Raw genomic sequence first — 20,554 nt, 5'->3', positions numbered from 1 at the left:
AAAATAAAGTGAAGCGATCTAAAACTAACTATTTGCTAAAACACATGAGGCTGCATTACAGCATAATTTATACAATCCTACCCCGCAAAGAAAGGTTTTGCTTAAGAATGTTAAATAGCGCGTGGTAAAATGTCTTTATCTTTAAAATAAGGAAGTACATGTTTGAAACCATTATCGGGTTAGAAGTACACGCCCAGCTTAATACTAAGAGTAAAATATTTTGCTCCTGCCCTACTAGTTTTAAAGACGCCCCTAATAGTAACACATGCCCCGTGTGTTTAGGGCTACCCGGAGCCCTGCCTGTGCTCAATATTGAGGCAGTAAGAAAAGCCATTGCCTTTGGCACAGCCATTCATGCAACAATCAATCAAAATAGTGTTTTTGCCCGTAAAAACTATTTTTATCCCGATCTGCCCAAAGCCTATCAAATTTCTCAGTTTGAATTACCCATTGTGAGTCGCGGATATTTAGACATACAAACAGAAGCGGGAGCAAAGCGTATTGCTATTGAGAGGGCGCACTTAGAAGAAGATGCGGGGAAAAATATCCATAGCCCACAGTATTCACAAGTGGATTTAAACCGCGCAGGCACGCCGCTTTTAGAGATTGTGAGTTGCCCGGATATGCGCAGTAGTAGCGAGGCAATTAGCTATCTTAAAAAATTGCATAGCATTGTGTGCTTTTTAGATATTTGTGATGGCAATATGCAGGAGGGTAATTTTAGATGCGATGCTAATGTCTCTATCCGCCCCAAAGGGGAGGAGAAACTCTATACCCGTGTAGAGATTAAAAATCTCAATAGCTTTAAATTTATCCAAAAGGCTATTGATTATGAGGTAGCACGCCAAATAGAGGCCTTTGAGCGCGGGACTTATGAAAAAGAAGTGGTGCAAGAAACCCGTTTATTTGATACAAGTAAAGGCATCACCCAATCCATGCGCAATAAAGAAGGTTCAGCAGATTATCGCTATTTTCCCGATCCAGATTTAAAGCCCCTTTTTATCCCAGTAGAACTGATGCAAGAGGCGCAAAATATTAAAGAACTCCCTGAAGCTAAAAAAGAGCGCTATGTCAAAGTTTTAGGGCTTAAAGCTGAGGAGGCTGATATTTTGGTGAGTAGTTTAGAAATGGCTAATTATTTTGAGGCGATGTTAGAGCAGGGGGCTAGCGCTAAGGGGAGTTTTACTTGGCTAAGTGTGGAACTTTTAGGCCGTTTGCAAGGCGAGCAGAGTTTGCAAGATAGCCCTATAGAATCGCAAGTTTTAGCCCATTTAGTGCGCCTAATTGATAGTAAGCATATTTCAGGCAAGGCCGGCAAAGAAATTTTAGATACACTGATGGAGCAAAAGGTAGCTTGTGTGGCAGATATTGAGCAGATCATTGCTAAGCACAATCTAGCCCAAATGGGGGATAAAGAGGTGATTTTAAAGGCTATTAAGACGATTTTAGAGGCTAATCCGGATAAGGTTAAGGATTATAAGGGCGGTAAAGAAAAACTTTTAGGGTTTTTTGTTGGGCAGGTGCTTAAAAATCTGAAAAACGCTAATCCGGCGATGGTTAATAGCTTGTTAAAAGAGGAATTAGCCTAAATTCTTAGGGTTTGAGGGTTTTTAGATCTTGCATTTCAGTTACGCTGTAGCGGCTGACTTGAAAGCCAGTAGGGTTTTTAGGCATCATGGTTGTATCAAAAGAAGGCGGGGGCAAAAAAGTAAAGCTAAGCACGATGTTATAGCGCTTTTGCTGGATTAATTGCCCCGCATCAAAGAGTTTAGCCACAATTTGTACATGGGCGATATTTTGATTCTTAGAATGTTTAAGCAAGGCAATATTGACGATATGAATATCGCGATCCATTTTAGGGGCGGTGTAAATGCTATTTTTAGAGGCGACTAGACTTTCAAAAACATGCCAAACTGACGAGTTACTTTGTAAACGCACCACTTCATAGCGGTTTTGATCGTCAATGTGGTTAATAGATTCGCGGTTTAAAATGTATTGGCCTACTAATGAACGCACTAAAGCTTCGTTACTGGCTAAATTTGCATCAGCTCTTTGGATAATGGCATAGTGTTTATCTTGGTTAGCAAAGTCAATAAAATGGTGCTGGGTTTGTTTAAGAGGCAAGAGAATAATTAACGCAACGGTTAAAGCTAAACTAATCAGACTTAATAGCACCACAAGTTTATAAGCCATAGCACTATTGCGTCTTTCAATCCGAAACACACTATTTAAATCTAGGTGTGATAAAGCCAAACTTTCAATCTTACTAGCTATTTCCTGTTCTAATTTGGCTTGATTCTCTTGGATTTTTAAATACAATTCGTGAAAAAGTTGTTCTTTGAGGAGGTCTTGCTCCTTAGAATCCATGCATAGCCCTAATACGGAGTAGATGGTAGATTTTGTCTATCTTTTCCATGCGCCCCTTTATCATAATAAGGACAAATTCTAAGGTATCTTAGCTTAAAACAATGTACCAAATTCTACCATATTCAACTAGATTACCATGTTTACTCACCGCCTGCATTCCCCGTGTAAAGGGCTAAATCTACTAGCCGTTTAGCATAAGCCCATTCATTATCATACCACGCCATGATCTTAACATGCCTACCTAGACTAAAAATCATGTCTTCTATCACCACACAACTAGCCTCATTGCCCACAAGATCGCTACTCACTTTATAAGCGCTATCTACTTCTAAAATGCCCTTAAGATTAGATTGGCTAGCCTCTTTAAAAAGTGTGAGAAGTGTTTGGGTATCCGTTTCCTTTTGTAAATACACACTTAAATCCACCATAGAAACATCTATAGTCGGTACGCGCACACTACGGCCATGTATTTTCCCCTCAAGATTAGGCAGAACATAATAAAGAGCCATAGCCGATCTAGTGGTGGTTGGGATAATATTAGCAGCAGCGCGGCTACGGCGTTTATCCGTGCCTAAAACCCCATCAACAAGGGCTTGTCCTTTTGTGTAGCTATGAATGGTGGTGAGTAAAGCGCTTTCTATCCCAAAATGCGTATCTAAAAGCATGCAAAGAGGCGCGAGGGCATTAGTGGTACAAGAGGCATTAGAGATAATATCTTGTTTCTTGTAAGCAAAGTGATTAACCCCTAATACAAAAGTAGCCTTTTTAGCTAAATCTGAGGCACTGGGTGCAAAGGGCGCGCCTAAAATCACTTTTTTAGCCCCCTTTTGCCTAAAAACCTCTAAATCCTCATAGGTGTTAAATTTCCCCGAAGTCTCTAAGAGAATATCTATCCCTAAAAGATCTAAATCCTGTGGATTTTGACACTGCTTAAAAAGTACGCAACTATCCCCCACACAAAGTTTTTCCCCCTCTAAAGATACCTCCGGCCTATAAACCCCATGCACGCTGTCATGCTCAAATAAGTAGGTTAAAACCTCTCTATCTGCTGGATCATTAATAAGCGCCAAAGTCCCCGCATACCTAGAAAGTAAAATCCGAGCCACACAACGACCAATCCTACCAAAACCATTAATTGCAACCCTCAACAAATCCTCCTATCTCAAGCTAAACACTAACGATTTAATGAATATTAAGCAATAAATTAATCGCAATCTGCTACAATCCTAGCACTTTTTTGATAAAAGGAGTCTTACCATGGCATTGTATAACCGTTCGCAGGTGGAAACTTCTTTCCATGCAGAACAAAGTGAAACAGTCTTAGTTGATTTTGTTAAAACGACCTATAAGTTCTTCGCCGGCAGCCTTCTTTTGGCTACCATTGGCGCGCTAATAGGGCTGATGCATTTTGGTGTTGTTGTCCAGTATAAGTGGGCTTTCTTTATTGGTGAAATTGCCGCCTTTTTTGGGCTGATGTTTACCCGCAGAATGCCCACTGTTAACTTGCTAATGCTCTTTGCCTTTGCTTTCTTATCTGGTATCACTCTAGTACCTCTCTTAGGGTTTGTGATTGCTAGATCAGGAGCAAGTGCTATTTGGCAGGCTTTAGGCATGACAACTATTATATTTGGCATCATGAGCGTGTATGCGATTAAAACCAAAAGCGATCTAGCTAATATGGGCAAAATGCTCTTTATTGCTGTGATTGTTGTTTTGGTGGCCTCTTTGATTAACTTGTTCTTAGGTTCTCCTCTCATGCAAGTGGCTATTGCCGGAGTGAGTGTGATTCTCTTTAGCCTTTTTATTGCCTATGACACCCAAAACATCATTAGAGGTCTTTATGAAAGCCCTATAGAAGCCGCTGTGGCTTTGTATGTGGATTTTCTAAATGTCTTTGTTTCGCTCCTACAAATCATGGGTATTATGGGTGGTCGCGACGACTAAACCCGTTTGGCGTCTTTTAGATGCCAATTTGAATCGTTTAAAGGAGGGGGTTAGAGTGGTTGAGGATATGATGCGCTATCTTTGCGATCATCAAGATTTAGCCACACGCCTTAAAACAATCCGCCACACGGCTACTTCTATCTTTGTTGAAAATAAAGTTGATTTTAATCTGTTATACACGCAAAGAAATAGTAATGCAGATGTACTTAGTGCTTATGATTGCATGCATGCACAATCTTATTTGCACATGCTGCAAGCCAATTTTAAACGGGCACAGGAGAGCGCGCGCGTGTTGGAGGAATGTTTTAAATACATCTTATCCCCCACACTAGACACTCCAAATTTTAAAACCTTGCGTTATGAGTTATACACTTTAGAAAAAGAATGCGTGCTTTTTTTCAAACAAGCTTGATCTTTAATAACGCTGTTTACCAAAACATAGTTTTTCTTAGATAGAATACCCCCACTCGGTTTGACACTGAGAATATTTTACTTCCGGAGGATACGAAAATGTCACATCATACTGATGAATGTTGCCATGAGCATGAAGAGTGTGCAGAACATCACCATCATCACCACCATCACCACTACTATGGCGGTCATCATCACCACCATCATCACCACCATGGGGAACACCATCATCACCATGAACATGAGGAAGAACACAACTAGTTCTCATTCTCCCGGTTGCCACCGGGGCTTTACTCTCATCTTTTAAAATTTTTCCATAGCTAACAACTAAAATACAAGCAGGATATAAACTAGCGCTATTTAAGTGCAGAAGGAGTGGCGGACAGGGAGGGATTCGAACCCTCGGTAACCTTACGGCTACGCATCCTTAGCAGGGATGTGGTTTCAGCCAACTCACCCACCTGTCCACAAGCACAAAGTTAGATTTTAGCTTATCGCTACTAATGGATAGCTTAATGTGTTAAAATAAACTAATCATCAATACAAGGAGCAAAATGCCTACTTTTAAAACCATTGGAGTTATGGGAGCGATGCAAGAGGAGATCACCCCGCTTTTAGAAATATTTAGCCAGCATAGAGCAGAAAAAGTAGGCAATAACACTTTTTACATTATCTCTTTTAAAAACACCACCCTAATTTTAGCCTATAGTAAAATTGGTAAGGTACATGCCGCAACAACGGCTAGCATTATGATTTTACGCTATGGTGTAGAGGCGCTTATTTTTAGCGGAGTAGCGGGGGGTTTGGCTACTGATTTAGAAATTAATGATCTAATCTTAGCTACCAAACTTTGTCAAGCAGATGTGGATTTAAGCGCCTTTGGGCATCCTTTAGGTTTTATCCCTGAGAGTAGCGTATTTGTAGAAAGTGATAAAACTCTGAATGCATTAGCTAGAGGCGTGGCGCGTTCTTTAAATATAGAGCTTAAAGAGGGCATAGTGGCCACTTGCGATCAATTTGTAAACAATCCTGAAGTAAAACAAACATGGAATCAAATCTTTGGTGCGGCTGTGGTGGAAATGGAGGGAGCTAGCATGGCTTGTATTTGCCGGGATTTTAATATCCCTTTTTGTGTACTTAGAAGTGTGAGTGATAAGGCAAATGGGGAAGCCCCCGCTGATTTTGATCTCTTTTTACATGAAAGCGCTAAGATTAGCGCTCATTTTGTATACACCATGTTAGAAAGATTAGCAGAATCGCTTTGATTTGGCTAGATATTATTGATCCTAAACAAGCTTTATTCTTTAAAGAATTACTCCCCTTATTGCAAACAGAAGTTCTTATTACAACCCGCAGTAGCCCTAATTACCAAGAAACCTGCGCGCTTTTAGACCTTTATAACATGCCTTATTTATGTTTTGGTGGGCGGGGGGAAAGTTTAGAGCAAAAGTATATAGAGCGCTTGAGGCGTAGCCGTTGGTTTTTAAAGCTTTTTGCCAAAAAGCGCCCGGATTTATTGCTAGTGGGTGCAAGTGTAGAGGCTGTGCAAAGTGCCTTTGCTTTACAAATCCCTATTGCCTACTTTTTAGACACCCCAAGCTTAGGCTCTAAACCCAACAATAAACAAACGATCATGCCACCTACAAAACTAGCTAAACTCAGCGCCCCCCTAGCAGATGTGATCTTTGCTCCTTTTATCGTGCCTCTTGAGGCTTATAAATTAGCCGGTGCGCAAGAGGTGATCTTTTATCCCTTTATTGATCCGGTGTTGTGGTTAAAAGAGCCTAGTGAGATAGATTTTAGAAAAACCTGTGGTTTAAATTGTAAGCGCCCCACTCTTTTATTGCGCCAAGAAGAACAAGCCCACTATGTATTCACCCCCACAACCCTATTTTATGAAAGTATCCCCGTTTTAAATGAATTAGATGTTAATTTGGTAATCCTCCCACGCTACAGCGCTAAACCTCTTAAAAAAGCCTTTAATCATCTTAAAAATGTGATCATTTTAGAACAAAAATTTAGCGCCTCTAATTTATACGCCCATAGCGATATAATGCTAGGCGGAGGGGGGACGATGAATTTAGAAAGTTGTTATTGTGGTTTGCCTACTCTGTCTTTACGCTCTTTATGGCTCTACCATGATCATTACCTACTCAAACACCAATTAATGGCACACGCTAAAACTCTGCCTGAAGTCCTTCATTTTGTCCAAAATGCTTTATTGCCCTATCAAAATCAAGATGTAAATACAGTCCGCAAGAGTATCCAAGCAAAAAACCACGCTAGAGCTAAAAAAGTTTTTATTAAAGGCGCGGTTAATTTTGATTTTCTATTCAAAGCCCCTTTATTAGCCCAGTATTTTGGTAGATGATTTTTATTAGCATTTTTATAGTAAAATCGCGCGCGGGCTAGGATATTAGCTCTTAAAAAATGCTTAAATTTCAATGAATCTTAAAAGTAAAAAAGGAGACACTATGATACCAGCCAAAGGTTTTGCCATTTTTTCTAAAGACGGGAAGTTTCAAGAACATCGCTTCAACCGCCACGCTCTGGGTAAAAATGATGTGTTAATTGATATTCACTACTGCGGGATTTGCCATAGCGATATCCATGCGGCTTATAGCGAATGGGGGGAGGGGATTTATCCGATGATCCCCGGGCATGAAATTGTAGGGATTGTAACCGCTGTAGGCTCTCATGTGCATAAATTTAAAGTAGGCGATCGCGCTGGAGTGGGTACTTTTGTCAATTCTTGTAAACAATGTTCTAATTGTTTAAACCACCATGAAGTACTTTGTGAGCATGGAAAGACTGTTCATACTTATAATTGTCCGGATTACTTCCACAACAACGAACCCCACATGGGCGGGTATTCTAATTGTATTGTGGTAGATGAGGATTATGTGATTAGAGTACCTAGTGACGCGCCCTTTGAAAAAATCGCACCTTTATTTTGCGCCGGGATCACCACTTATTCGCCTTTAAAATTTGCACAAGTCAAAGAAGGCACTAAAGTAGGCATTGCCGGTTTTGGCGGATTAGGACATATGGCATTTAAATACGCTTTAGCTATGGGAGCTGAGGTAAGCGTGTTTGCAAGAAGTGAATCTAAAAAAGAAATGGCAATGGATATGGGCGCTAAACATTACTATAGCTCTGTTAAAGACGCCAAACATGCTAATTTAGATTTTATCCTCTCTACAATCCCAACTAGCTATGATTTAACAGATTATGTTCGTTGTTTGGCTTATGGCGGGGAATTAGCCATTGTAGGTTTGCCTCCCTTTAATGTGATGCCAACTATTAGCATTGCCCAACTTGTTTTTGATCCGAATAAAAAAGTTTATGGCTCTTTGGTAGGCGGAATCAAAGAAACCCAAGAAATGCTAGATTTTTCTATTTTGCACAACATCTACCCTGAAATTAAATTAGTTGAGGGTAAAGATATTGATCAAGTTTTTTACGATCTAACTCACTCTAATGCTTTATTTAGACATAGCGATATAATGCTAGGCGGAGGGGGGACGATGAATTTAGAAAGTTGTTATTGTGGCATAGAAAGTTTTTACTCTATGCCCTTTGTGGATTAGAATCTATACGGGTCGTAGATGTGCTCAATTCTATGTCTCTTTTTTAAGTGGCGGTGAATAGTTGCCCAAAAACTAGAGGCGCGCCATAAAATGATGCGATCATATTGGATAAAAAACCCGCTACTTTGCACGCCTTGTTGCATTTCAAAATTAATTGGCGCGTGCCCTGCCATTTCTATTTGCCAGTTAATATTATGTTTTAGCAAAGGAATATCTACCCCGACTTTAAAAATATTAGCCCCAAACTGAAAACGCAAACCTAAATCTAAATCAAAATCATAAGAAGCACGCCAAATATCACTTTGCGCGCTTAGATCATAATTCATACTCCCGCCAGATAAACCCACAAAAAGCCCATAAAATGCGGCGGTATTATTCTTTGGGGCGTTAAAATCCCAATACAAATCAGCGCCTAGATTAATGGATACATCTTGTAAGTTTCTAAGCGCATTAACACCGAAGTATTGCATTTTAAAAAGCGGGCTTCCTATATAGCCATAGCCTACGCTACCTTGAATAGAATAACCAAAGTGTTTACTAAAAAAAGACTGGTAGCCAAGCAAGAGCGAGCCGTTATAACTTCTATTAGCATAGGGTTTATTAAAGCGATTAAAGCTTGTCATCATAGGCACTAAACTAGTTCTTGTGGTGTCTACTGCTTTAATGGCATTGGCGAAGTTTTGGTAGTTAAAACTTAAAGTATTAGGAGTGGTGAAAGTGGGGGCGGGTTGCATAGCTTGGGAGGTGGTGGGGAATAGTTGTTGAAAATTCTTATAAGTTTGTTGACTCAACAAACTAAGAAAAGTCTTGTAATCGTTTATTAACTCTGTTCTTTCTGTAGAATTATTAGACACCAAAGCAGCCATCCAACTAAACCATTCCATAGTTTGCGTTAAGTCTGTTAGCTTCTCTTCTGGAGTTTGTGTACTGAGGGGGCAATTTTTAACATGATAGAGGCATGGGCTAAGATTTCTATATTGGGCATCACTTAAATCTTTGGCTATTTGATCAAGTGTCTGTTTTGAATTTTTACAAGTACTATCCGTCATACAGCTGGTGGTTACTCCGGTTGCATTTATCCCTGCATTAATCGCTTGGTTATATTGAGATTGTGTCCAAACTCCATTAAATGGCCAAGAACTAGCGGTTTCTAAAGCTTGTAGACCTTTAATGATGCCATTAATACTGTTGGTTACATCTTGTATAGTTTGATTTTTTTGATTTTCTTGATTGCTTGTCGCGTTACTAAGAGTTAGCAACATTATTAACTACGCTCTGGTATTTATCCTTCTCTGAATTATATTGGTTTAATTTATTTTCATACTCTGACTTTGCTTTATTGTAACTTTGCACTTGTGAAGATATAGCGTTATTATGATTATTTACCTCAGTAGTGAGTTGTTTACTAAGACTTTCATTTCTGATAGCATAGAGGCATACTTAGAAAGTACACCTTGATTTTGCGCGCTATCTGCGTGGGCATCAATATAGCCTTTAAATCAGCCATTGTACTTTGGATTTGTGCCTCAAGTGTGGGTAAATCTGCAATATCTGAGAGAGAAATACTAGTACGAGAAGTTAGACTTTGGTTATCAATTTCAGCCTGTAATAAAAGATTATTAAGATCAGTAAGTTCGTTTAAGACCTGCGTGATATTTGAATCAAGGCTATTAACCCACCCCACAACAGAGGGCGGGTATTTACTCTTGCTATCTAAGCTTGGCAAGCTAACTACGCTTTGATCTAAAGCACAGATTGGGCATGGAACTTTTGTTTGGCTACTTAAATCCTCATTATTCATGCCATATTGAGCGCCAACAAATAACCCGTTGCGAATATCAATATCAACGGCTAACAAATCGCCTCGTGGTATTGATCCAAATGCTATAACAACTAATAAAACTAATCCTATCGTCCTAACCATGAAAAAAATCCACAATTAAATACTCTGGTATTATATTTCTAATTAGGTAACAATGAGTAATCTATGAGTAATCTAAAGGTCTAATGAAATATTTATCAATCTTATAGCGCGCTTGATAATTTTCCTAAGTTAGGTCTTTATAGGGGGTGTAAAATTTTACCAGAATGAAAAGGCAAAACTTGTCTGATCTTACCTTTTATATATATCTTATGGCTACCTTTTTGCCTAGCAAGAGTAAAACCATTCTGTAATAGCAATCTTTCAGCTTCTTTTGCAGTGAGTCTAGGCAGATCAGCCATTAAAAGCCACTTCAATAGGAACTATTGCCGTATTTTTATTAGAAATGAGGGCTAATTCATCAGCTCTCAAACTTTCTAAATAAAGCTCAATAGCCTCTTTTATGTTTTTTAGAATTTCCTCGTAAGTTTTTCCTTGCGTCATGCAACCTTGTAAGGTGGGAACATAGGCAAAATACCCAAACTCATCTTTTTCAATAATGGCGTTTAAAAGCATGATACTATCCTTTCTTTAGCTAGACTTTTGCCAATCACACCCATAAATTATCTAATAACCGCACAGCCCCCACTTGAATCGCGCACAAAATAAGGGTTTTTGTTGGTTTTATTTGATCTAAGGGTGTTAAGTAGTGATCACAGATACTTAAGTAATGTACCTTCAGCCCTTCTAAAACTTCTAAACCTAGCTGAATTAAGTTAGCGCTATGATTTTGCCCCGCACTAATAGCCTTTTTTATGCGCATTAAGGCCTGAGGGAGTTTAAGCGCGCTTTGGCGCTCCTCTTGGCTCAAATACACATTGCGCGAGCTTAAAGCTAGTCCATCAGAATCGCGTACAATCTCACAAGGTACAATTTCTATCTCTAAAAATAAATCAGCCACCATATGCTGGATAATTAAAAGCTGTTGGGCATCTTTGCGTCCAAAATACGCCCGCTTAGGGCGCACTAGATTAAAGAGTTTAAGCACCACCTGTAAAACGCCCTCAAAATGATGTGGGCGCGCATCAGCTTCAAAGCCTAGTAAAGAGGGGGGCGGTTGGAGTGTGATTTTCTGTTTAAAAGGATAAATTTCTGTAGGTTCTGGGGCAAAAACAGCACTTACCCCTAGATCTTCACAGAGTTCTAAATCAGCTTGCAGCGTTCTAGGATATTGGTTGAAATCTTCATGGGGGCCAAATTGGGTCGGGTTAACAAAGATAGAGACAATCACGATTTTATTTTGCGCCCTAGCCTTCTGGATTAAACTAGCATGTCCGGAGTGTAAAGCCCCCATTGTGGGTACAAATCCAATTTCTTGGCCTCTAAAACTAATAAGATCACTCCCCTTAGTACAAAACTGCATGCTAGTCTCCTATCTTTTCTAAAATCTTGGTGGTGATTTGTAGGGGGTTAGAATCGTTATAAATAGGGCGGCCAATGACAATAAAATCAGCTAAAGCGCGCTTAGCATCTTCTAAATTACCCACCCGTTTTTGATCGTCTAAAGAATATGTAAAGGGGCGAATAGCCGGGGTCAGAGTTAAAAAGCGCGTACTAGTAGCTTGTTTGATCGCCTTACTCTCAAATACAGAGCACACCACGCCGTCTAAACCACTTTTAAAACAGATTTGTGCAAGGTGTAAAACTTGATCTTGTAAAGAGGCATGGTAAATTTGTTCTACCTGAGATTGCTCTAAATTCGTTAAAATACTCACCCCCATTAAAAGAGGGGCTTTTTTTAACGCGCGCATTTTTTCTACCACGCCTACTAGCGCCTCACTCCCAGCACTGGCATGTAAAGTGATCATTTCTACGCCTAATTTAGCACACTCTAAAGCGGCTTTTTGCATAGTAGAGGCGATGTCATGTAATTTTAAATCTAAAAAAATTCTAAAGCCCAAGTTTTTAATTTCTTGAATAAACTGTGGCCCCTCGCGGATAAACCCCCTTAAACCTAATTTTACCCACAGATTTAACCCTTGAAGTTGTTTTAATAAATCTAAACATGCGCGCTTATTATCTAAATCTAGCGCCAAACACAGCTGCATCATATCCCTTTTTTAGCAAAAATAAACTACAATGCGCCATTATACACCACTTATTTAAGGAAAGAGTTTGGCTAAATGCGTCTTGATTGCTGGTCCTTGTGTGATTGAGGAAATGTCTGTGTTAGAATCTATTGCCAATGCTCTTAAACCTCTAGCCACAGACCCTAGAATTGATTTTTATTTCAAGGCTAGTTTTGATAAGGCTAATCGCACCAGTTTAGAGAGTTATCGCGGACCCGGGTTAGAAAAGGGTTTATTAATGCTAGAGAGTATTAAAAATAAATTTGGCTATAAACTCTTAACCGATATTCATGAAAGCGCGCAGGCAGGTGTAGTAGCTGAAGTAGTAGATGTATTACAAATCCCAGCATTTTTATGCCGCCAAACTGATTTAATTGTTGCAGCCGCACAGACTAAACGGATTTTAAATATCAAAAAAGGGCAGTTTATGCACCCTAAGGACATGCAATATAGCGCGCTGAAGGCATTAAAAACCCGCGCTAAGAATTATAAAACCCCCCATTACCAAGCTTGTTTAGAACATGGGATTTATCTTTGTGAGAGGGGGGCTAGTTTTGGGTATGCTAATTTGGTGGTGGATATGCGATCACTTGTGATTATGCGCGCCTTTGCCCCAGTGATCTTTGATGCAACCCATAGCGTGCAAATGCCGGGTGGAGCGCAGGGTAAAAGTACGGGGGATAGTTCTTTTGTGCCTTTTCTAGCTAGGGCTAGTGCAGTAGTGGGGGTAGATGGGTTTTTTATGGAAACCCATATCGATCCTAAAAATGCTTTAAGCGATGGGGCTAATATGATTAATACCGCGCATTTACAACCTTTGATAGAGGATTTATTAGCCCTGCAAAGTTGCCCACAACATTATTTAAAGGATATTAATGGCGGAATTTAAAAGCATTGAAGGGGCATTAAATCTATACGGGCATGAGAGAGTGGCGATTTTAGCCTCGCGCTTTAACCATTTAATTAGCGATAGACTGATAGAAGGCGCACTAGATAACTTTAAACGGCATGGAGGTAATTTAGAAAATCTAAGCGTGATTAGAGTTCCGGGGGCTTACGAATTACCCTTTGTATTAGATAAATTGCTTGTTTCTAAAAAATACGATGGGGTATGCGTATTAGGGGCACTCATTAGAGGAGGTACACCGCATTTTGATTATATCAGCGCAGAGGCTACAAAGGGCATTGCTAACACCACTTTAAAATATGGTCTGCCTGTTAGCTTTGGCTTACTCACTACGGAAAATATAGAACAGGCATTAGAGCGCGCCGGGAGTAAAGCGGGCAATAAGGGCTTTGAGGCGATGCAAACCTTGGTTGAATTACTTAATCTCTATACGAAGTTATAATGGCCACTAGAAGTCAAGTTAGAGAGGCAGTTGTAGGCTTGTTATATGCCTATGAAAGCGGGAATGAAGCGGTGCTAGAAAAGGCCTCTGATTTTTTAAACCAAAGAAAGATCAAAAACGCCCAACAACAATTTGCTTTAGAACTTTTAAAAGGAACATTAGATCGCCTAGAAAATTTAGATCAAATTTTACAGCCCTTATTAAAAGATTGGCCTATCAAGCGTATTGGGAGCATGGAAAGGGCAATTTTGCGCTTAGGGGCTTATGAGGTGCTTTATACGACTACTAAGCCTCCCATTGTGATTAACGAGGCCATTGAGTTAGCCAAACAATACGGCGAAGATCAAGCCCCTAAACTTATCAATGCTATTTTAGATGTTTTAGCCAAACAAAAAGCCTAATAACACGCCTTTTAATCCACTTTGAGAAATTTCACCTTTAGCGGTGGGGTAAAATAAATTAGCTACTTGATGTTTTTAGTGAATAGTTGTTTCACTCCACTATCAAGGAGTGGTTAAAATTTATCAACGCCCAAACCCTAAAGGGGCGCGCGACAAGCTTGCTTTTGGGTAGTTCGTACTTTTCATTATCTACAACGCACTAGAGGTGCGCGTCAATAATTCACTAGATCTATGGTGTATACAAATAGCTTACCAGATATTTAATGCGCCTATATGTCTAAAAACTCTAACTTATAGAAATTAGAGTAAAAAACGCCTCTTTTTAAGGGCGGTGGTTTAGAAAAAAAGCGCGTACTGGCTTTGTAGTGATTATTATAAATCCCGCTATTATGAAATAGCCAATCATTCCCTCAAACTAAGCAAACCTACATATCCTTAGCATTGGAACGCTTCACTAAGGGTTTACTATTCTGATCACACACCTCACACCCATACATGCCAAAGAGCAAAAGTAACCAAGAAACATAAATATAAGACATTAAAAACCATAGGATAGAAATTGAGCCATAGAGTTCATGGTAGGTGCGGTTATAAAGCACATAATAAACAAAACCCCATTTCATCAAATTCCAACAAATACTTGTAATAAAACTCCACACAAGAGACCATGAAAGCCGTTTAAAGGTTTTATTAGTGGGGATAAGAAAGAGTAAAACAAAGAAAACATAAGAACCTAGCCAATGTAAAAAAGAGAGTTGCCACCCCTGTGTTAAATCCTGCATTTTAAGATCATAAATCAAAATACAGGGCAAGACAAGCATGAATACAATCCCCGTACCAAATCCCCAAAAAACAAAAATCCTTTTTCCTTTAAAGGTGAAGTAATCGCGCGGTTCAGCGTTAAAAATTTTAGAGGCGATGTAGCGGTAGTTTTCACAGAATAAAAAGAAGGCAAGGGCAATAAAAGAGATTTCTACAATGCCTAAGGCGCGGTTATTTTGCATGAAGGATTTAAAAAAAGAGCGGGTTACTTTGATAAAATCCGGGCTATCTGGGAAAAGCAACTTTTCTACTTCAAAGGCTTGGGAAAAGGGGCTAACAAAAACAAGAGCGATAAAGAGCAAGATAGGAGAGAGGGAGAGAATGGTATAAAAGCTTAATGAGGAGGCGTAGTAAAAAAGAGAGGCCATTTCCTCAAAGCGCTTTTTTATGCGATCAGAAGTTAAAGCACTGCAGGCATAAAAGAAACCCAAAATGCCTTTAAAAATTTGTTGTATGCGCTCTAAAAACCTACCCATCACAGCTAGTAGCAATACTCAGGCCATACTCTTTGAGCATTTGTAAATCTTGATTGGGGGCATCGCCCTTTGTGGTGAGATAGTCCCCTAAAACAATGGCATTTACGCCGTACTCAAAAATCTCTCTTTGGTTTTTACCAAAAACCACCTCGCGCCCCCCAGCAATCATTAAGCGCGTTTTAGGGAGAAATTCCCTCGCCAAAATCACACACTCTAGGGCTTGCTCTGGACTTAAAATGGGCTCTTTAATGGGCAAAGAAGGGTTTGGGATAAAAAAGTTAATAGGAGTGGTAGCGGGGGTAAGAGATCGCAAAACTTTTAAAAGTTCAATGCGATGATCTACACTCTCCCCTAAGCCAAAAATCCCCCCCGAACACAAGCTTAAACCCGCCTCAAGAGTGTTTTCACAGGTTTGATAACGCTCTTCCCAAGGGTGGGTAGAACAGATATTTTTGAAAAACTTTTCTGAGGTTTCTAAATTGTGGTTGTAGCTGTCTATGCCGTGTTGTTTGAGATATTTTAAAGAGGATACATCAGCGCGCCCGCAACAAGCAATTAAATGCAAATGCGGGATTTCTTGTTTGATTGTTTGGGCTAATCTAGCGATGTACTCGCATTTTTGTAAGTCTAGATCGCGTCCAGAGGTTACCAAACAAAAGCCAAGTGCGCCTAATTTATGTAATCTCTTAGCCTCTTGCACAACTTCCTCAGTCTTTTTAAATTTATAACGGCGGATTTTGCCTTGATGGTGAGAACTCTGGGTGCAGTAAGCGCAATCCTCGCTACAATCCCCGCTACTCACATTAGAGATCGAGCATAAAAAAATTTGTTGCATTTAAAAAACCTTAGATTGGCAAGAGAGCCAAAGAATCGAACTTCGCAGCGCTTAGAACACCTAAACGCTCTTTGGGTTTGAAGCCCAAGGCACACACCAGTGTTGCTTGCTCTCCATAAGAGCCCCCATAAGGGGCAAAAGTAAAATCTTAGAAGTCAACGAGATAGCGCCAGTAGAAAGCAAAGTCGCGTTGTAAAGTTGCTTTAAAGGGAAGACCGGCGGGTATATCACCTAAAGCGGTGTAGTAGTTAGTGCGGATGAGAGGGACTTTAATACCCACCTCAAAGCCATTATGTTTTGTGCCAAAGCGAATTCCGCCATTAAGGAAGAAGTTAAAGCTAGAGATTCGCATATGCCCAGCATAGGTTTGCATTAACTCTTTATAATACCAGTTCATAGGACCAAAAGAAGATCCACCAATGGCAGCCCCAGCAAAAAAGCCAAAGTGGAAATTTTCTTTATTGAAAATTTGGGGGTTAAAGAGTACATCTGTCCCTACGCCGTAGGCAAAAATATTGGTGGGGTGATACATGCTATTGTTCCAATTGCTATCCGAATCAATGCTTTTAAAGTAGCGGTAATCAGAAGCGTTATAGTCAAAAAAGCCATAGTAACGCATTCCAAGCTCAGGCAACTTTTTAAAGAAGTGCTTATACCCAACCACAATCCCAAAACCATTACTCACATGGTTACGGGCATTGATATTTCCTTTAAAGGTGTGGCTACCCATGTTACCATAACCGGTTTTTCCGCCTGTTTCACTACATTGCCCCGCGTCCGCACAAGCTTGTTCAGTGGAGGTAAACATACCCAGTTGGTAATCTGCGCCTACAAAAAAGGCGTTCCTCTCCCCGCGTCCTGAGCTAGAGGCTCGCATTTTTTTAGAGATCCGCACATGCTGTGCATGTTTGTGATCAGACTTCTTCGATGAGGACTGCGGGCTCTCTGCAGCACCTAGAAGTGCTGTAGCTAGGGGAATGGCTATTATTGTTCTTTTCATTAGGTTCCTTCAGTTTAAATGGACTTCTAGCGCCAGAATTCTAGCATTATGCTATTAAAAAAAACATAAAAATACAAAAACTAACCAGAAAAAAATAATATTATAAAATTAATTTTTGTAGCAATCACTACAAAACCAGCAAACACCTTTTCTTGCAAACCACCCCCTTTTAAAAAGGGGGCACTTTTTACTCCAATCCAAGAATCAGAGTTTTTATGCGCTGGGCGATAAATGGGCTTTAACCTGCTCTATTAGATTAGAAAAGGCCGGCATATCATTCATTGCCATATCCGCTAGGATTTTTCTATCTAGCTCAATATGGCTACTTTTAAGCGCGTGCATGAAACGCGAATAACTGGTGTTGTGCATGTGGCAAGCGGCGTTGATCCGCACAATCCACAGACTTCTAAAATCGCGTTTTTTCTGCTTGCGATCTCTAAAAGCGTAGCACAAACTGCGTTCAAGCTGTTCTTTGGCTTTTCTAAAATGTTTCCTACGCCCGCTATAAAACCCTCGGGCTTGTTTTAGAACTTTCTTGTGGCGGCGATGGCGCACCACTCCGGTTTTAACTCTCATAACTTTCCTTTACCTTTTGAGGTGTGATTATCATCAAACTTTCCCTTTTTGCTTGGCTGGAGGGGGAAAAACTTAAGCTTTACACAAAAGCCCTGCTACTGAGCGCAAATTTGTAGCATGCACATAGTGGGGAGCGTTGAGGTTGGCTTTTCTTTGCGGGCTTTTTTTAGTCAAAATATGGCTTTTAAAAGCACTGCCCCGCTTGATCAGGTTTTTTTTCACCTTAAAACGCTTCGCTGCTCCGCGGTTAGTCTTCATCTTGGGCATCTTCTCTCCTTTCTAACAAAATTTACTTTTTTTGTGGTACAAAAAGCCACATCACAAAACGACCCTCTGCTTTGGGTTCTTTCTCGGCGTTGGCAATATCTTTCATCATCTCTGCTACCTTTTCTAAAACCGCTAAACCCGCTTTAGGATCATGGCTCTCTCTACCCCTAAGCACCACCTTAAATTTAACATGTTTGCCCTCCTCAATAAATTCTCTGGCATGCTTGACTTTATAATTAATATCATTTTGGGCAATTTGAGTAGAAAGCTTGATCTCTTTAATTTCAATCTGCCTTTGCTTTTTTCTAGCCTCTTTCTGCTTTTTTTCGCTTTGGTAGCAAAATTTGCCATAATCCATAACCTTACACACTGGGGGCTTAGCTGTGGGTGAGATGAGTACTAAATCCATGCCCTTACTCATCGCAATACGCAAAGCCTCCTCTGAGGAAATGATTCCAAACTGCTCGCCTCTCTCCCCCACACAGCGCACCTCTTTTAAACGAATCGCTTGGTTTAATAAAACTTCCTCTTTGCTCAAAAGCTAACCTCTCGCATTTTTGCCTCCATAGATTGAAAAAATTCCTCTTGCAACATTGTATATTGCTTGCCCAAAGCGCGATCGCGAATGGCTAAACTGCCCTGCGCCACTTCCTCTTTTCCCACCACCACAATAAAGGGGATTTTTTGTTTTTCTAGGGAGCGGATGCGTTTGCTCAAAGTCTCATTTTTATCTGCCATGCACACAAAAAAGCCCCGTTTATTAAGTTTGTGATAAATTTCTTGTGCATACTCTAATTGATCCATAGAAACCGGCACTAAAGCAATTTGCACCGGCGCGATGAAGAAAGGATAATTCCCGCTGTAATGTTCGGTTAAAATGGCGATAAAACGCTCAAAAGAACCCAGTATCGCGCGATGAATCATCACGGGTTGTTCTAAATTCCCCGTTTCATTGGTATAACTCAACTCAAAGCGCGCGGGTAAATTCATATCCACCTGCACGGTTCCACATTGCCATTTACGCCTGATCGCATCGGTGATTTTAATATCAATCTTGGGCCCATAAAACGCCCCCCCGCCCGCATCAATTCCAAAAGAGATATTGTGCTCCTCTAAAGCTTGTTTAAGCGCATTGGTTGCCTGTTCCCAGATATGATCCTCTCCAATGTATTTAGCAGGCTTAGTGGATAACTCCATTTCATACTCAAAGCCAAAAACACCCATGACTTTTTTGGTAAATTCTAAAATAGAGAGCACTTCTGTTTTGATCTGATCAAAGCGGCAAAAAATATGGGCATCATCTTGTGTAAATTCGCGTACGCGCAAAAGCCCATGCAAAACCCCGCTTTTTTCATGCCGGTGTACCACGCCGTACTCATAAAAACGCAAGGGCAACTCACGATACGATCGCAAAGCGTGTTCATAAACTTTAATATGCCCCACACAATTCATCGGCTTAATGCCGTATTCTACTTCATCAATGGTCGTAAAATACATATTTTCTTTGTAGTTTTGATAATGCCCGCTCTTTTGCCATAAAGAACTTTTTAAAATTTCAGGCCCTCTTACCGGTTCATAGCCATATTGCAGTAGGGCTTTACTTAAGAGATTTTCAAGACGCACGCGCAAACGCATTCCGTTTGGCAACCAAATAGGCAAACCCGCCCCCAAATTCTCATCAAAACAAAAAAGCCCTAATTCTTGCCCGAGTTTGCGGTGATCGCGTTTTTTAGCCTCCTCTAGTTGGTATAAATACTCCTTAAGCGCCTCTTTAGTGGCAAAGGCAATTCCATAAATACGTGTAAGCATTTCTGCCTTTTCATCACCGCCCAAATAAGCCCCAGCAAGTTTAGTGAGTTTAAAATGCTGTAAAAGGGCGGTGTGGGGGAGATGGGGGCCTCTGCACAGATCTTCAAACTCTCCTTGCGTGTAAACACTGAAATGATCGCCTTCAATTTTAGACATTACGGCGTGTTTAAGCGGATCGTTTTTAAACCGTTCTAGGGCTTCTTGGCGACTCATGGTTTGTTTGAGAATGGGGTGCTTTTTTTTGGCGATCTCTTGCATTTTTGCCTCAACCACGCCTAAATCGTCCTCAGAAATTTTAGAAGCGGTTTTAAAATCGTAGTAAAACCCCTCTTGCACCACAGGCCCTACAAAAAATTGCGCGTCCGGATAAAGCTGTTTAATTGCCTGAGCTAGCAAATGCGCGCATGAGTGGCGGATAATCTCTAAAGCAGGCGGGCTATTATCAAAATAAATCGCCTCTCCAGCCTCCAAATCCTCACTTTGTAAATCTAAAACCAGTCCCCCCTTTTTAACACCTATCACCTCTGCCAAAAATTAATCCTTAACATTTGAGCTTAACACCCACTAGAGCCAAAGCCACAGCGCACCTGCGAGTCTACTTTTTCATCTTGGGGGTCTTGCATGGGTTGTAAGCACCCCGCATAACACAGCGCCACCATTAAAGCCACTGCAATACCGCGCATTCTCTCCCAAAAACCACAAAAATTGCCCCAATTT

General features: G+C 40.4%; 26 protein-coding genes and 2 tRNA genes. 10 read left to right on the top strand and 18 right to left on the bottom strand.

The window, feature by feature from the left end:
- Positions 1 to 158: 158 nt before the first annotated feature.
- Positions 159 to 1,589 carry an Asp-tRNA(Asn)/Glu-tRNA(Gln) amidotransferase subunit GatB gene (gene gatB / locus OO773_RS08130; protein WP_034376900.1) on the top strand — a complete coding sequence of 477 codons (1,431 nt, stop codon included), beginning with the start codon at positions 159 to 161 and terminating at the stop codon, positions 1,587 to 1,589.
- A 4-nt stretch (positions 1,590 to 1,593) separates the two neighbouring features.
- Here the strand turns inward: gatB and OO773_RS08125 are convergent, their stop codons facing one another.
- Together OO773_RS08125 and OO773_RS08120 are read right to left on the bottom strand one after the other, a co-directional pair.
- A complete protein-coding gene (locus OO773_RS08125; RefSeq protein ID WP_040499194.1) occupies positions 1,594 to 2,367 on the bottom strand; it encodes a type IV secretion system protein in 774 nt (257 codons plus the stop codon).
- Positions 2,368 to 2,507: 140 nt separating this feature from the next.
- The gene (locus tag OO773_RS08120; protein WP_006564433.1) at positions 2,508 to 3,515 is read right to left on the bottom strand and encodes a type I glyceraldehyde-3-phosphate dehydrogenase; all 1,008 of its coding nucleotides are present in this window, start codon (positions 3,513 to 3,515) and stop codon (positions 2,508 to 2,510) included.
- A gap of 109 nt (positions 3,516 to 3,624) precedes the next feature.
- On the opposite strand from OO773_RS08120, the gene OO773_RS08115 reads away from it, so the two are divergent.
- The 3 genes from OO773_RS08115 (at position 3,625) to OO773_RS08105 (ending at position 5,029) form a co-directional block, all read left to right on the top strand.
- Entirely contained in the window at positions 3,625 to 4,311 is a 687-nt protein-coding gene (locus OO773_RS08115) for a Bax inhibitor-1/YccA family protein (protein WP_006564434.1), read from the top strand.
- Entirely contained in the window at positions 4,295 to 4,723 is a 429-nt protein-coding gene (locus OO773_RS08110) for a hypothetical protein (RefSeq protein WP_034376904.1), read from the top strand. Before OO773_RS08115 ends, OO773_RS08110 begins: the two co-directional genes overlap by 17 nt.
- Before the next feature lie 114 nt (positions 4,724 to 4,837).
- The gene (locus OO773_RS08105) at positions 4,838 to 5,029 is read left to right on the top strand and encodes a hypothetical protein (RefSeq protein ID WP_163499887.1); all 192 of its coding nucleotides are present in this window, start codon (positions 4,838 to 4,840) and stop codon (positions 5,027 to 5,029) included.
- Between the two features lie 69 nt (positions 5,030 to 5,098).
- Here OO773_RS08105 and OO773_RS08100 read toward each other — a convergent pair.
- A tRNA-Ser gene (locus tag OO773_RS08100) sits at positions 5,099 to 5,189 on the bottom strand.
- A gap of 87 nt (positions 5,190 to 5,276) precedes the next feature.
- Here OO773_RS08100 and OO773_RS08095 point away from each other — a divergent pair.
- The 3 genes from OO773_RS08095 (at position 5,277) to OO773_RS08085 (ending at position 8,312) form a co-directional block, all read left to right on the top strand.
- Positions 5,277 to 5,987 carry a 5'-methylthioadenosine/adenosylhomocysteine nucleosidase gene (locus tag OO773_RS08095; protein ID WP_006564435.1) on the top strand — a complete coding sequence of 237 codons (711 nt, stop codon included), beginning with the start codon at positions 5,277 to 5,279 and terminating at the stop codon, positions 5,985 to 5,987.
- Complete coding sequence (locus OO773_RS08090) at positions 5,984 to 7,093, top strand: DUF354 domain-containing protein (protein WP_264828531.1); 1,110 nt, start codon at positions 5,984 to 5,986, stop codon at positions 7,091 to 7,093. The genes OO773_RS08095 and OO773_RS08090 overlap by 4 nt, the downstream gene beginning before the upstream one ends.
- A gap of 103 nt (positions 7,094 to 7,196) precedes the next feature.
- Positions 7,197 to 8,312, top strand: coding sequence for an NAD(P)-dependent alcohol dehydrogenase (locus tag OO773_RS08085; protein ID WP_264828530.1), 1,116 nt, complete (start codon positions 7,197 to 7,199; stop codon positions 8,310 to 8,312).
- Here the strand turns inward: OO773_RS08085 and OO773_RS08080 are convergent.
- From OO773_RS08080 to pyrF, 6 genes are all read right to left on the bottom strand, one after another.
- Positions 8,309 to 9,574 carry a porin family protein gene (locus OO773_RS08080; RefSeq protein WP_034376910.1) on the bottom strand — a complete coding sequence of 422 codons (1,266 nt, stop codon included), beginning with the start codon at positions 9,572 to 9,574 and terminating at the stop codon, positions 8,309 to 8,311. The two genes, OO773_RS08085 and OO773_RS08080, sit on opposite strands and share 4 nt — an antisense overlap.
- 152 nt (positions 9,575 to 9,726) lie before the next feature.
- Positions 9,727 to 10,236 (bottom strand): hypothetical protein, encoded by a 510-nt coding sequence (locus OO773_RS08075; RefSeq protein WP_141556980.1) that lies wholly within the window; start codon positions 10,234 to 10,236, stop codon positions 9,727 to 9,729.
- A 137-nt stretch (positions 10,237 to 10,373) separates the two neighbouring features.
- Complete coding sequence (locus OO773_RS08070) at positions 10,374 to 10,535, bottom strand: type II toxin-antitoxin system HicA family toxin (protein ID WP_034376914.1); 162 nt, start codon at positions 10,533 to 10,535, stop codon at positions 10,374 to 10,376.
- Positions 10,528 to 10,749 (bottom strand): type II toxin-antitoxin system HicB family antitoxin, encoded by a 222-nt coding sequence (locus OO773_RS08065; protein WP_034376916.1) that lies wholly within the window; start codon positions 10,747 to 10,749, stop codon positions 10,528 to 10,530. The genes OO773_RS08070 and OO773_RS08065 overlap by 8 nt, the downstream gene beginning before the upstream one ends.
- 34 nt (positions 10,750 to 10,783) lie before the next feature.
- Positions 10,784 to 11,596: a pantoate--beta-alanine ligase gene (gene panC, locus OO773_RS08060; RefSeq protein ID WP_006564438.1), complete on the bottom strand. Its 813-nt coding sequence runs from the start codon at positions 11,594 to 11,596 to the stop codon at positions 10,784 to 10,786.
- 1 nt (position 11,597) lies between these two features.
- Positions 11,598 to 12,284 (bottom strand): orotidine-5'-phosphate decarboxylase, encoded by a 687-nt coding sequence (gene pyrF, locus OO773_RS08055; protein WP_006564439.1) that lies wholly within the window; start codon positions 12,282 to 12,284, stop codon positions 11,598 to 11,600.
- A gap of 109 nt (positions 12,285 to 12,393) precedes the next feature.
- Here pyrF and kdsA point away from each other — a divergent pair, with 109 nt between their 5' ends.
- From kdsA to nusB, 3 genes are read left to right on the top strand one after another with little or no spacing between them, the layout of a single operon-like run.
- Positions 12,394 to 13,191, top strand: a complete 798-nt coding sequence (kdsA, locus tag OO773_RS08050; protein ID WP_233424228.1) for a 3-deoxy-8-phosphooctulonate synthase — start codon at positions 12,394 to 12,396, stop codon at positions 13,189 to 13,191.
- Positions 13,178 to 13,651, top strand: a complete 474-nt coding sequence (gene ribH / locus OO773_RS08045; protein ID WP_006564441.1) for a 6,7-dimethyl-8-ribityllumazine synthase — start codon at positions 13,178 to 13,180, stop codon at positions 13,649 to 13,651. Before kdsA ends, ribH begins: the two co-directional genes overlap by 14 nt.
- On the top strand, positions 13,651 to 14,052 hold the full coding sequence (gene nusB, locus OO773_RS08040) for a transcription antitermination factor NusB (RefSeq protein ID WP_006564442.1): 402 nt from the start codon (positions 13,651 to 13,653) through the stop codon (positions 14,050 to 14,052). The genes ribH and nusB overlap by 1 nt, the downstream gene beginning before the upstream one ends.
- A 425-nt stretch (positions 14,053 to 14,477) precedes the next feature.
- Here the strand turns inward: nusB and OO773_RS08035 are convergent, their stop codons facing one another.
- From OO773_RS08035 to OO773_RS07995, 9 genes are all read right to left on the bottom strand, one after another.
- Entirely contained in the window at positions 14,478 to 15,329 is an 852-nt protein-coding gene (locus OO773_RS08035) for a YihY family inner membrane protein (RefSeq protein WP_370412969.1), read from the bottom strand.
- Positions 15,330 to 15,342: 13 nt separating this feature from the next.
- Positions 15,343 to 16,185: a biotin synthase gene (locus OO773_RS08030; RefSeq protein ID WP_006564444.1), complete on the bottom strand. Its 843-nt coding sequence runs from the start codon at positions 16,183 to 16,185 to the stop codon at positions 15,343 to 15,345.
- A gap of 16 nt (positions 16,186 to 16,201) precedes the next feature.
- Positions 16,202 to 16,299 (bottom strand) — tRNA-Sec (locus OO773_RS08025).
- A gap of 34 nt (positions 16,300 to 16,333) precedes the next feature.
- Positions 16,334 to 17,185 carry an outer membrane protein gene (locus tag OO773_RS08020; protein WP_006564445.1) on the bottom strand — a complete coding sequence of 284 codons (852 nt, stop codon included), beginning with the start codon at positions 17,183 to 17,185 and terminating at the stop codon, positions 16,334 to 16,336.
- Positions 17,186 to 17,398: 213 nt separating this feature from the next.
- Positions 17,399 to 17,761, bottom strand: a complete 363-nt coding sequence (gene rplT / locus OO773_RS08015; RefSeq protein WP_006564446.1) for a 50S ribosomal protein L20 — start codon at positions 17,759 to 17,761, stop codon at positions 17,399 to 17,401.
- Positions 17,762 to 17,833: 72 nt separating this feature from the next.
- Positions 17,834 to 18,028 (bottom strand): 50S ribosomal protein L35, encoded by a 195-nt coding sequence (gene rpmI, locus OO773_RS08010; RefSeq protein WP_006565320.1) that lies wholly within the window; start codon positions 18,026 to 18,028, stop codon positions 17,834 to 17,836.
- A gap of 22 nt (positions 18,029 to 18,050) precedes the next feature.
- Positions 18,051 to 18,566: a translation initiation factor IF-3 gene (gene infC, locus OO773_RS08005; protein WP_006564448.1), complete on the bottom strand. Its 516-nt coding sequence runs from the start codon at positions 18,564 to 18,566 to the stop codon at positions 18,051 to 18,053.
- Entirely contained in the window at positions 18,563 to 20,368 is a 1,806-nt protein-coding gene (gene thrS / locus OO773_RS08000; RefSeq protein ID WP_006564449.1) for a threonine--tRNA ligase, read from the bottom strand. Before thrS ends, infC begins: the two co-directional genes overlap by 4 nt.
- A gap of 23 nt (positions 20,369 to 20,391) precedes the next feature.
- A complete protein-coding gene (locus tag OO773_RS07995; RefSeq protein WP_255298804.1) occupies positions 20,392 to 20,520 on the bottom strand; it encodes a hypothetical protein in 129 nt (42 codons plus the stop codon).
- Positions 20,521 to 20,554 lie beyond the last annotated feature (34 nt).

The organism is Helicobacter suis HS1 (assembly GCF_026000295.1).
Lineage (GTDB): Bacteria > Campylobacterota > Campylobacteria > Campylobacterales > Helicobacteraceae > Helicobacter > Helicobacter suis.
This window is presented reverse-complemented; position numbering and strand designations above follow the sequence as displayed.

Excerpts from the sequence above, each read along its gene's own strand:
- OO773_RS08080 (WP_034376910.1), bottom strand. The coding sequence starts at position 9,574 with ATGTTGCTAACTCTTAGTAACGCGACAAGCAATCAAGAAAATCAAAAA.
- OO773_RS08065 (WP_034376916.1), bottom strand. The coding sequence starts at position 10,749 with ATGCTTTTAAACGCCATTATTGAAAAAGATGAGTTTGGGTATTTTGCC.
- pyrF (WP_006564439.1), bottom strand. The coding sequence starts at position 12,284 with ATGATGCAGCTGTGTTTGGCGCTAGATTTAGATAATAAGCGCGCATGT.
- OO773_RS08095 (WP_006564435.1), top strand. The coding sequence starts at position 5,277 with ATGCCTACTTTTAAAACCATTGGAGTTATGGGAGCGATGCAAGAGGAG.
- rpmI (WP_006565320.1), bottom strand. The coding sequence starts at position 18,028 with ATGCCCAAGATGAAGACTAACCGCGGAGCAGCGAAGCGTTTTAAGGTG.
- OO773_RS08075 (WP_141556980.1), bottom strand. The coding sequence starts at position 10,236 with ATGGTTAGGACGATAGGATTAGTTTTATTAGTTGTTATAGCATTTGGA.
- kdsA (WP_233424228.1), top strand. The coding sequence starts at position 12,394 with ATGTCTGTGTTAGAATCTATTGCCAATGCTCTTAAACCTCTAGCCACA.
- gatB (WP_034376900.1), top strand. The coding sequence starts at position 159 with ATGTTTGAAACCATTATCGGGTTAGAAGTACACGCCCAGCTTAATACT.
- OO773_RS08115 (WP_006564434.1), top strand. The coding sequence starts at position 3,625 with ATGGCATTGTATAACCGTTCGCAGGTGGAAACTTCTTTCCATGCAGAA.
- ribH (WP_006564441.1), top strand. The coding sequence starts at position 13,178 with ATGGCGGAATTTAAAAGCATTGAAGGGGCATTAAATCTATACGGGCAT.
- nusB (WP_006564442.1), top strand. The coding sequence starts at position 13,651 with ATGGCCACTAGAAGTCAAGTTAGAGAGGCAGTTGTAGGCTTGTTATAT.
- panC (WP_006564438.1), bottom strand. The coding sequence starts at position 11,596 with ATGCAGTTTTGTACTAAGGGGAGTGATCTTATTAGTTTTAGAGGCCAA.
- OO773_RS08070 (WP_034376914.1), bottom strand. The coding sequence starts at position 10,535 with ATGGCTGATCTGCCTAGACTCACTGCAAAAGAAGCTGAAAGATTGCTA.
- OO773_RS08085 (WP_264828530.1), top strand. The coding sequence starts at position 7,197 with ATGATACCAGCCAAAGGTTTTGCCATTTTTTCTAAAGACGGGAAGTTT.
- rplT (WP_006564446.1), bottom strand. The coding sequence starts at position 17,761 with ATGAGAGTTAAAACCGGAGTGGTGCGCCATCGCCGCCACAAGAAAGTT.
- OO773_RS08125 (WP_040499194.1), bottom strand. The coding sequence starts at position 2,367 with ATGGATTCTAAGGAGCAAGACCTCCTCAAAGAACAACTTTTTCACGAA.
- OO773_RS08105 (WP_163499887.1), top strand. The coding sequence starts at position 4,838 with ATGAATGTTGCCATGAGCATGAAGAGTGTGCAGAACATCACCATCATC.
- OO773_RS08030 (WP_006564444.1), bottom strand. The coding sequence starts at position 16,185 with ATGCAACAAATTTTTTTATGCTCGATCTCTAATGTGAGTAGCGGGGAT.
- OO773_RS07995 (WP_255298804.1), bottom strand. The coding sequence starts at position 20,520 with ATGCGCGGTATTGCAGTGGCTTTAATGGTGGCGCTGTGTTATGCGGGG.
- OO773_RS08020 (WP_006564445.1), bottom strand. The coding sequence starts at position 17,185 with ATGAAAAGAACAATAATAGCCATTCCCCTAGCTACAGCACTTCTAGGT.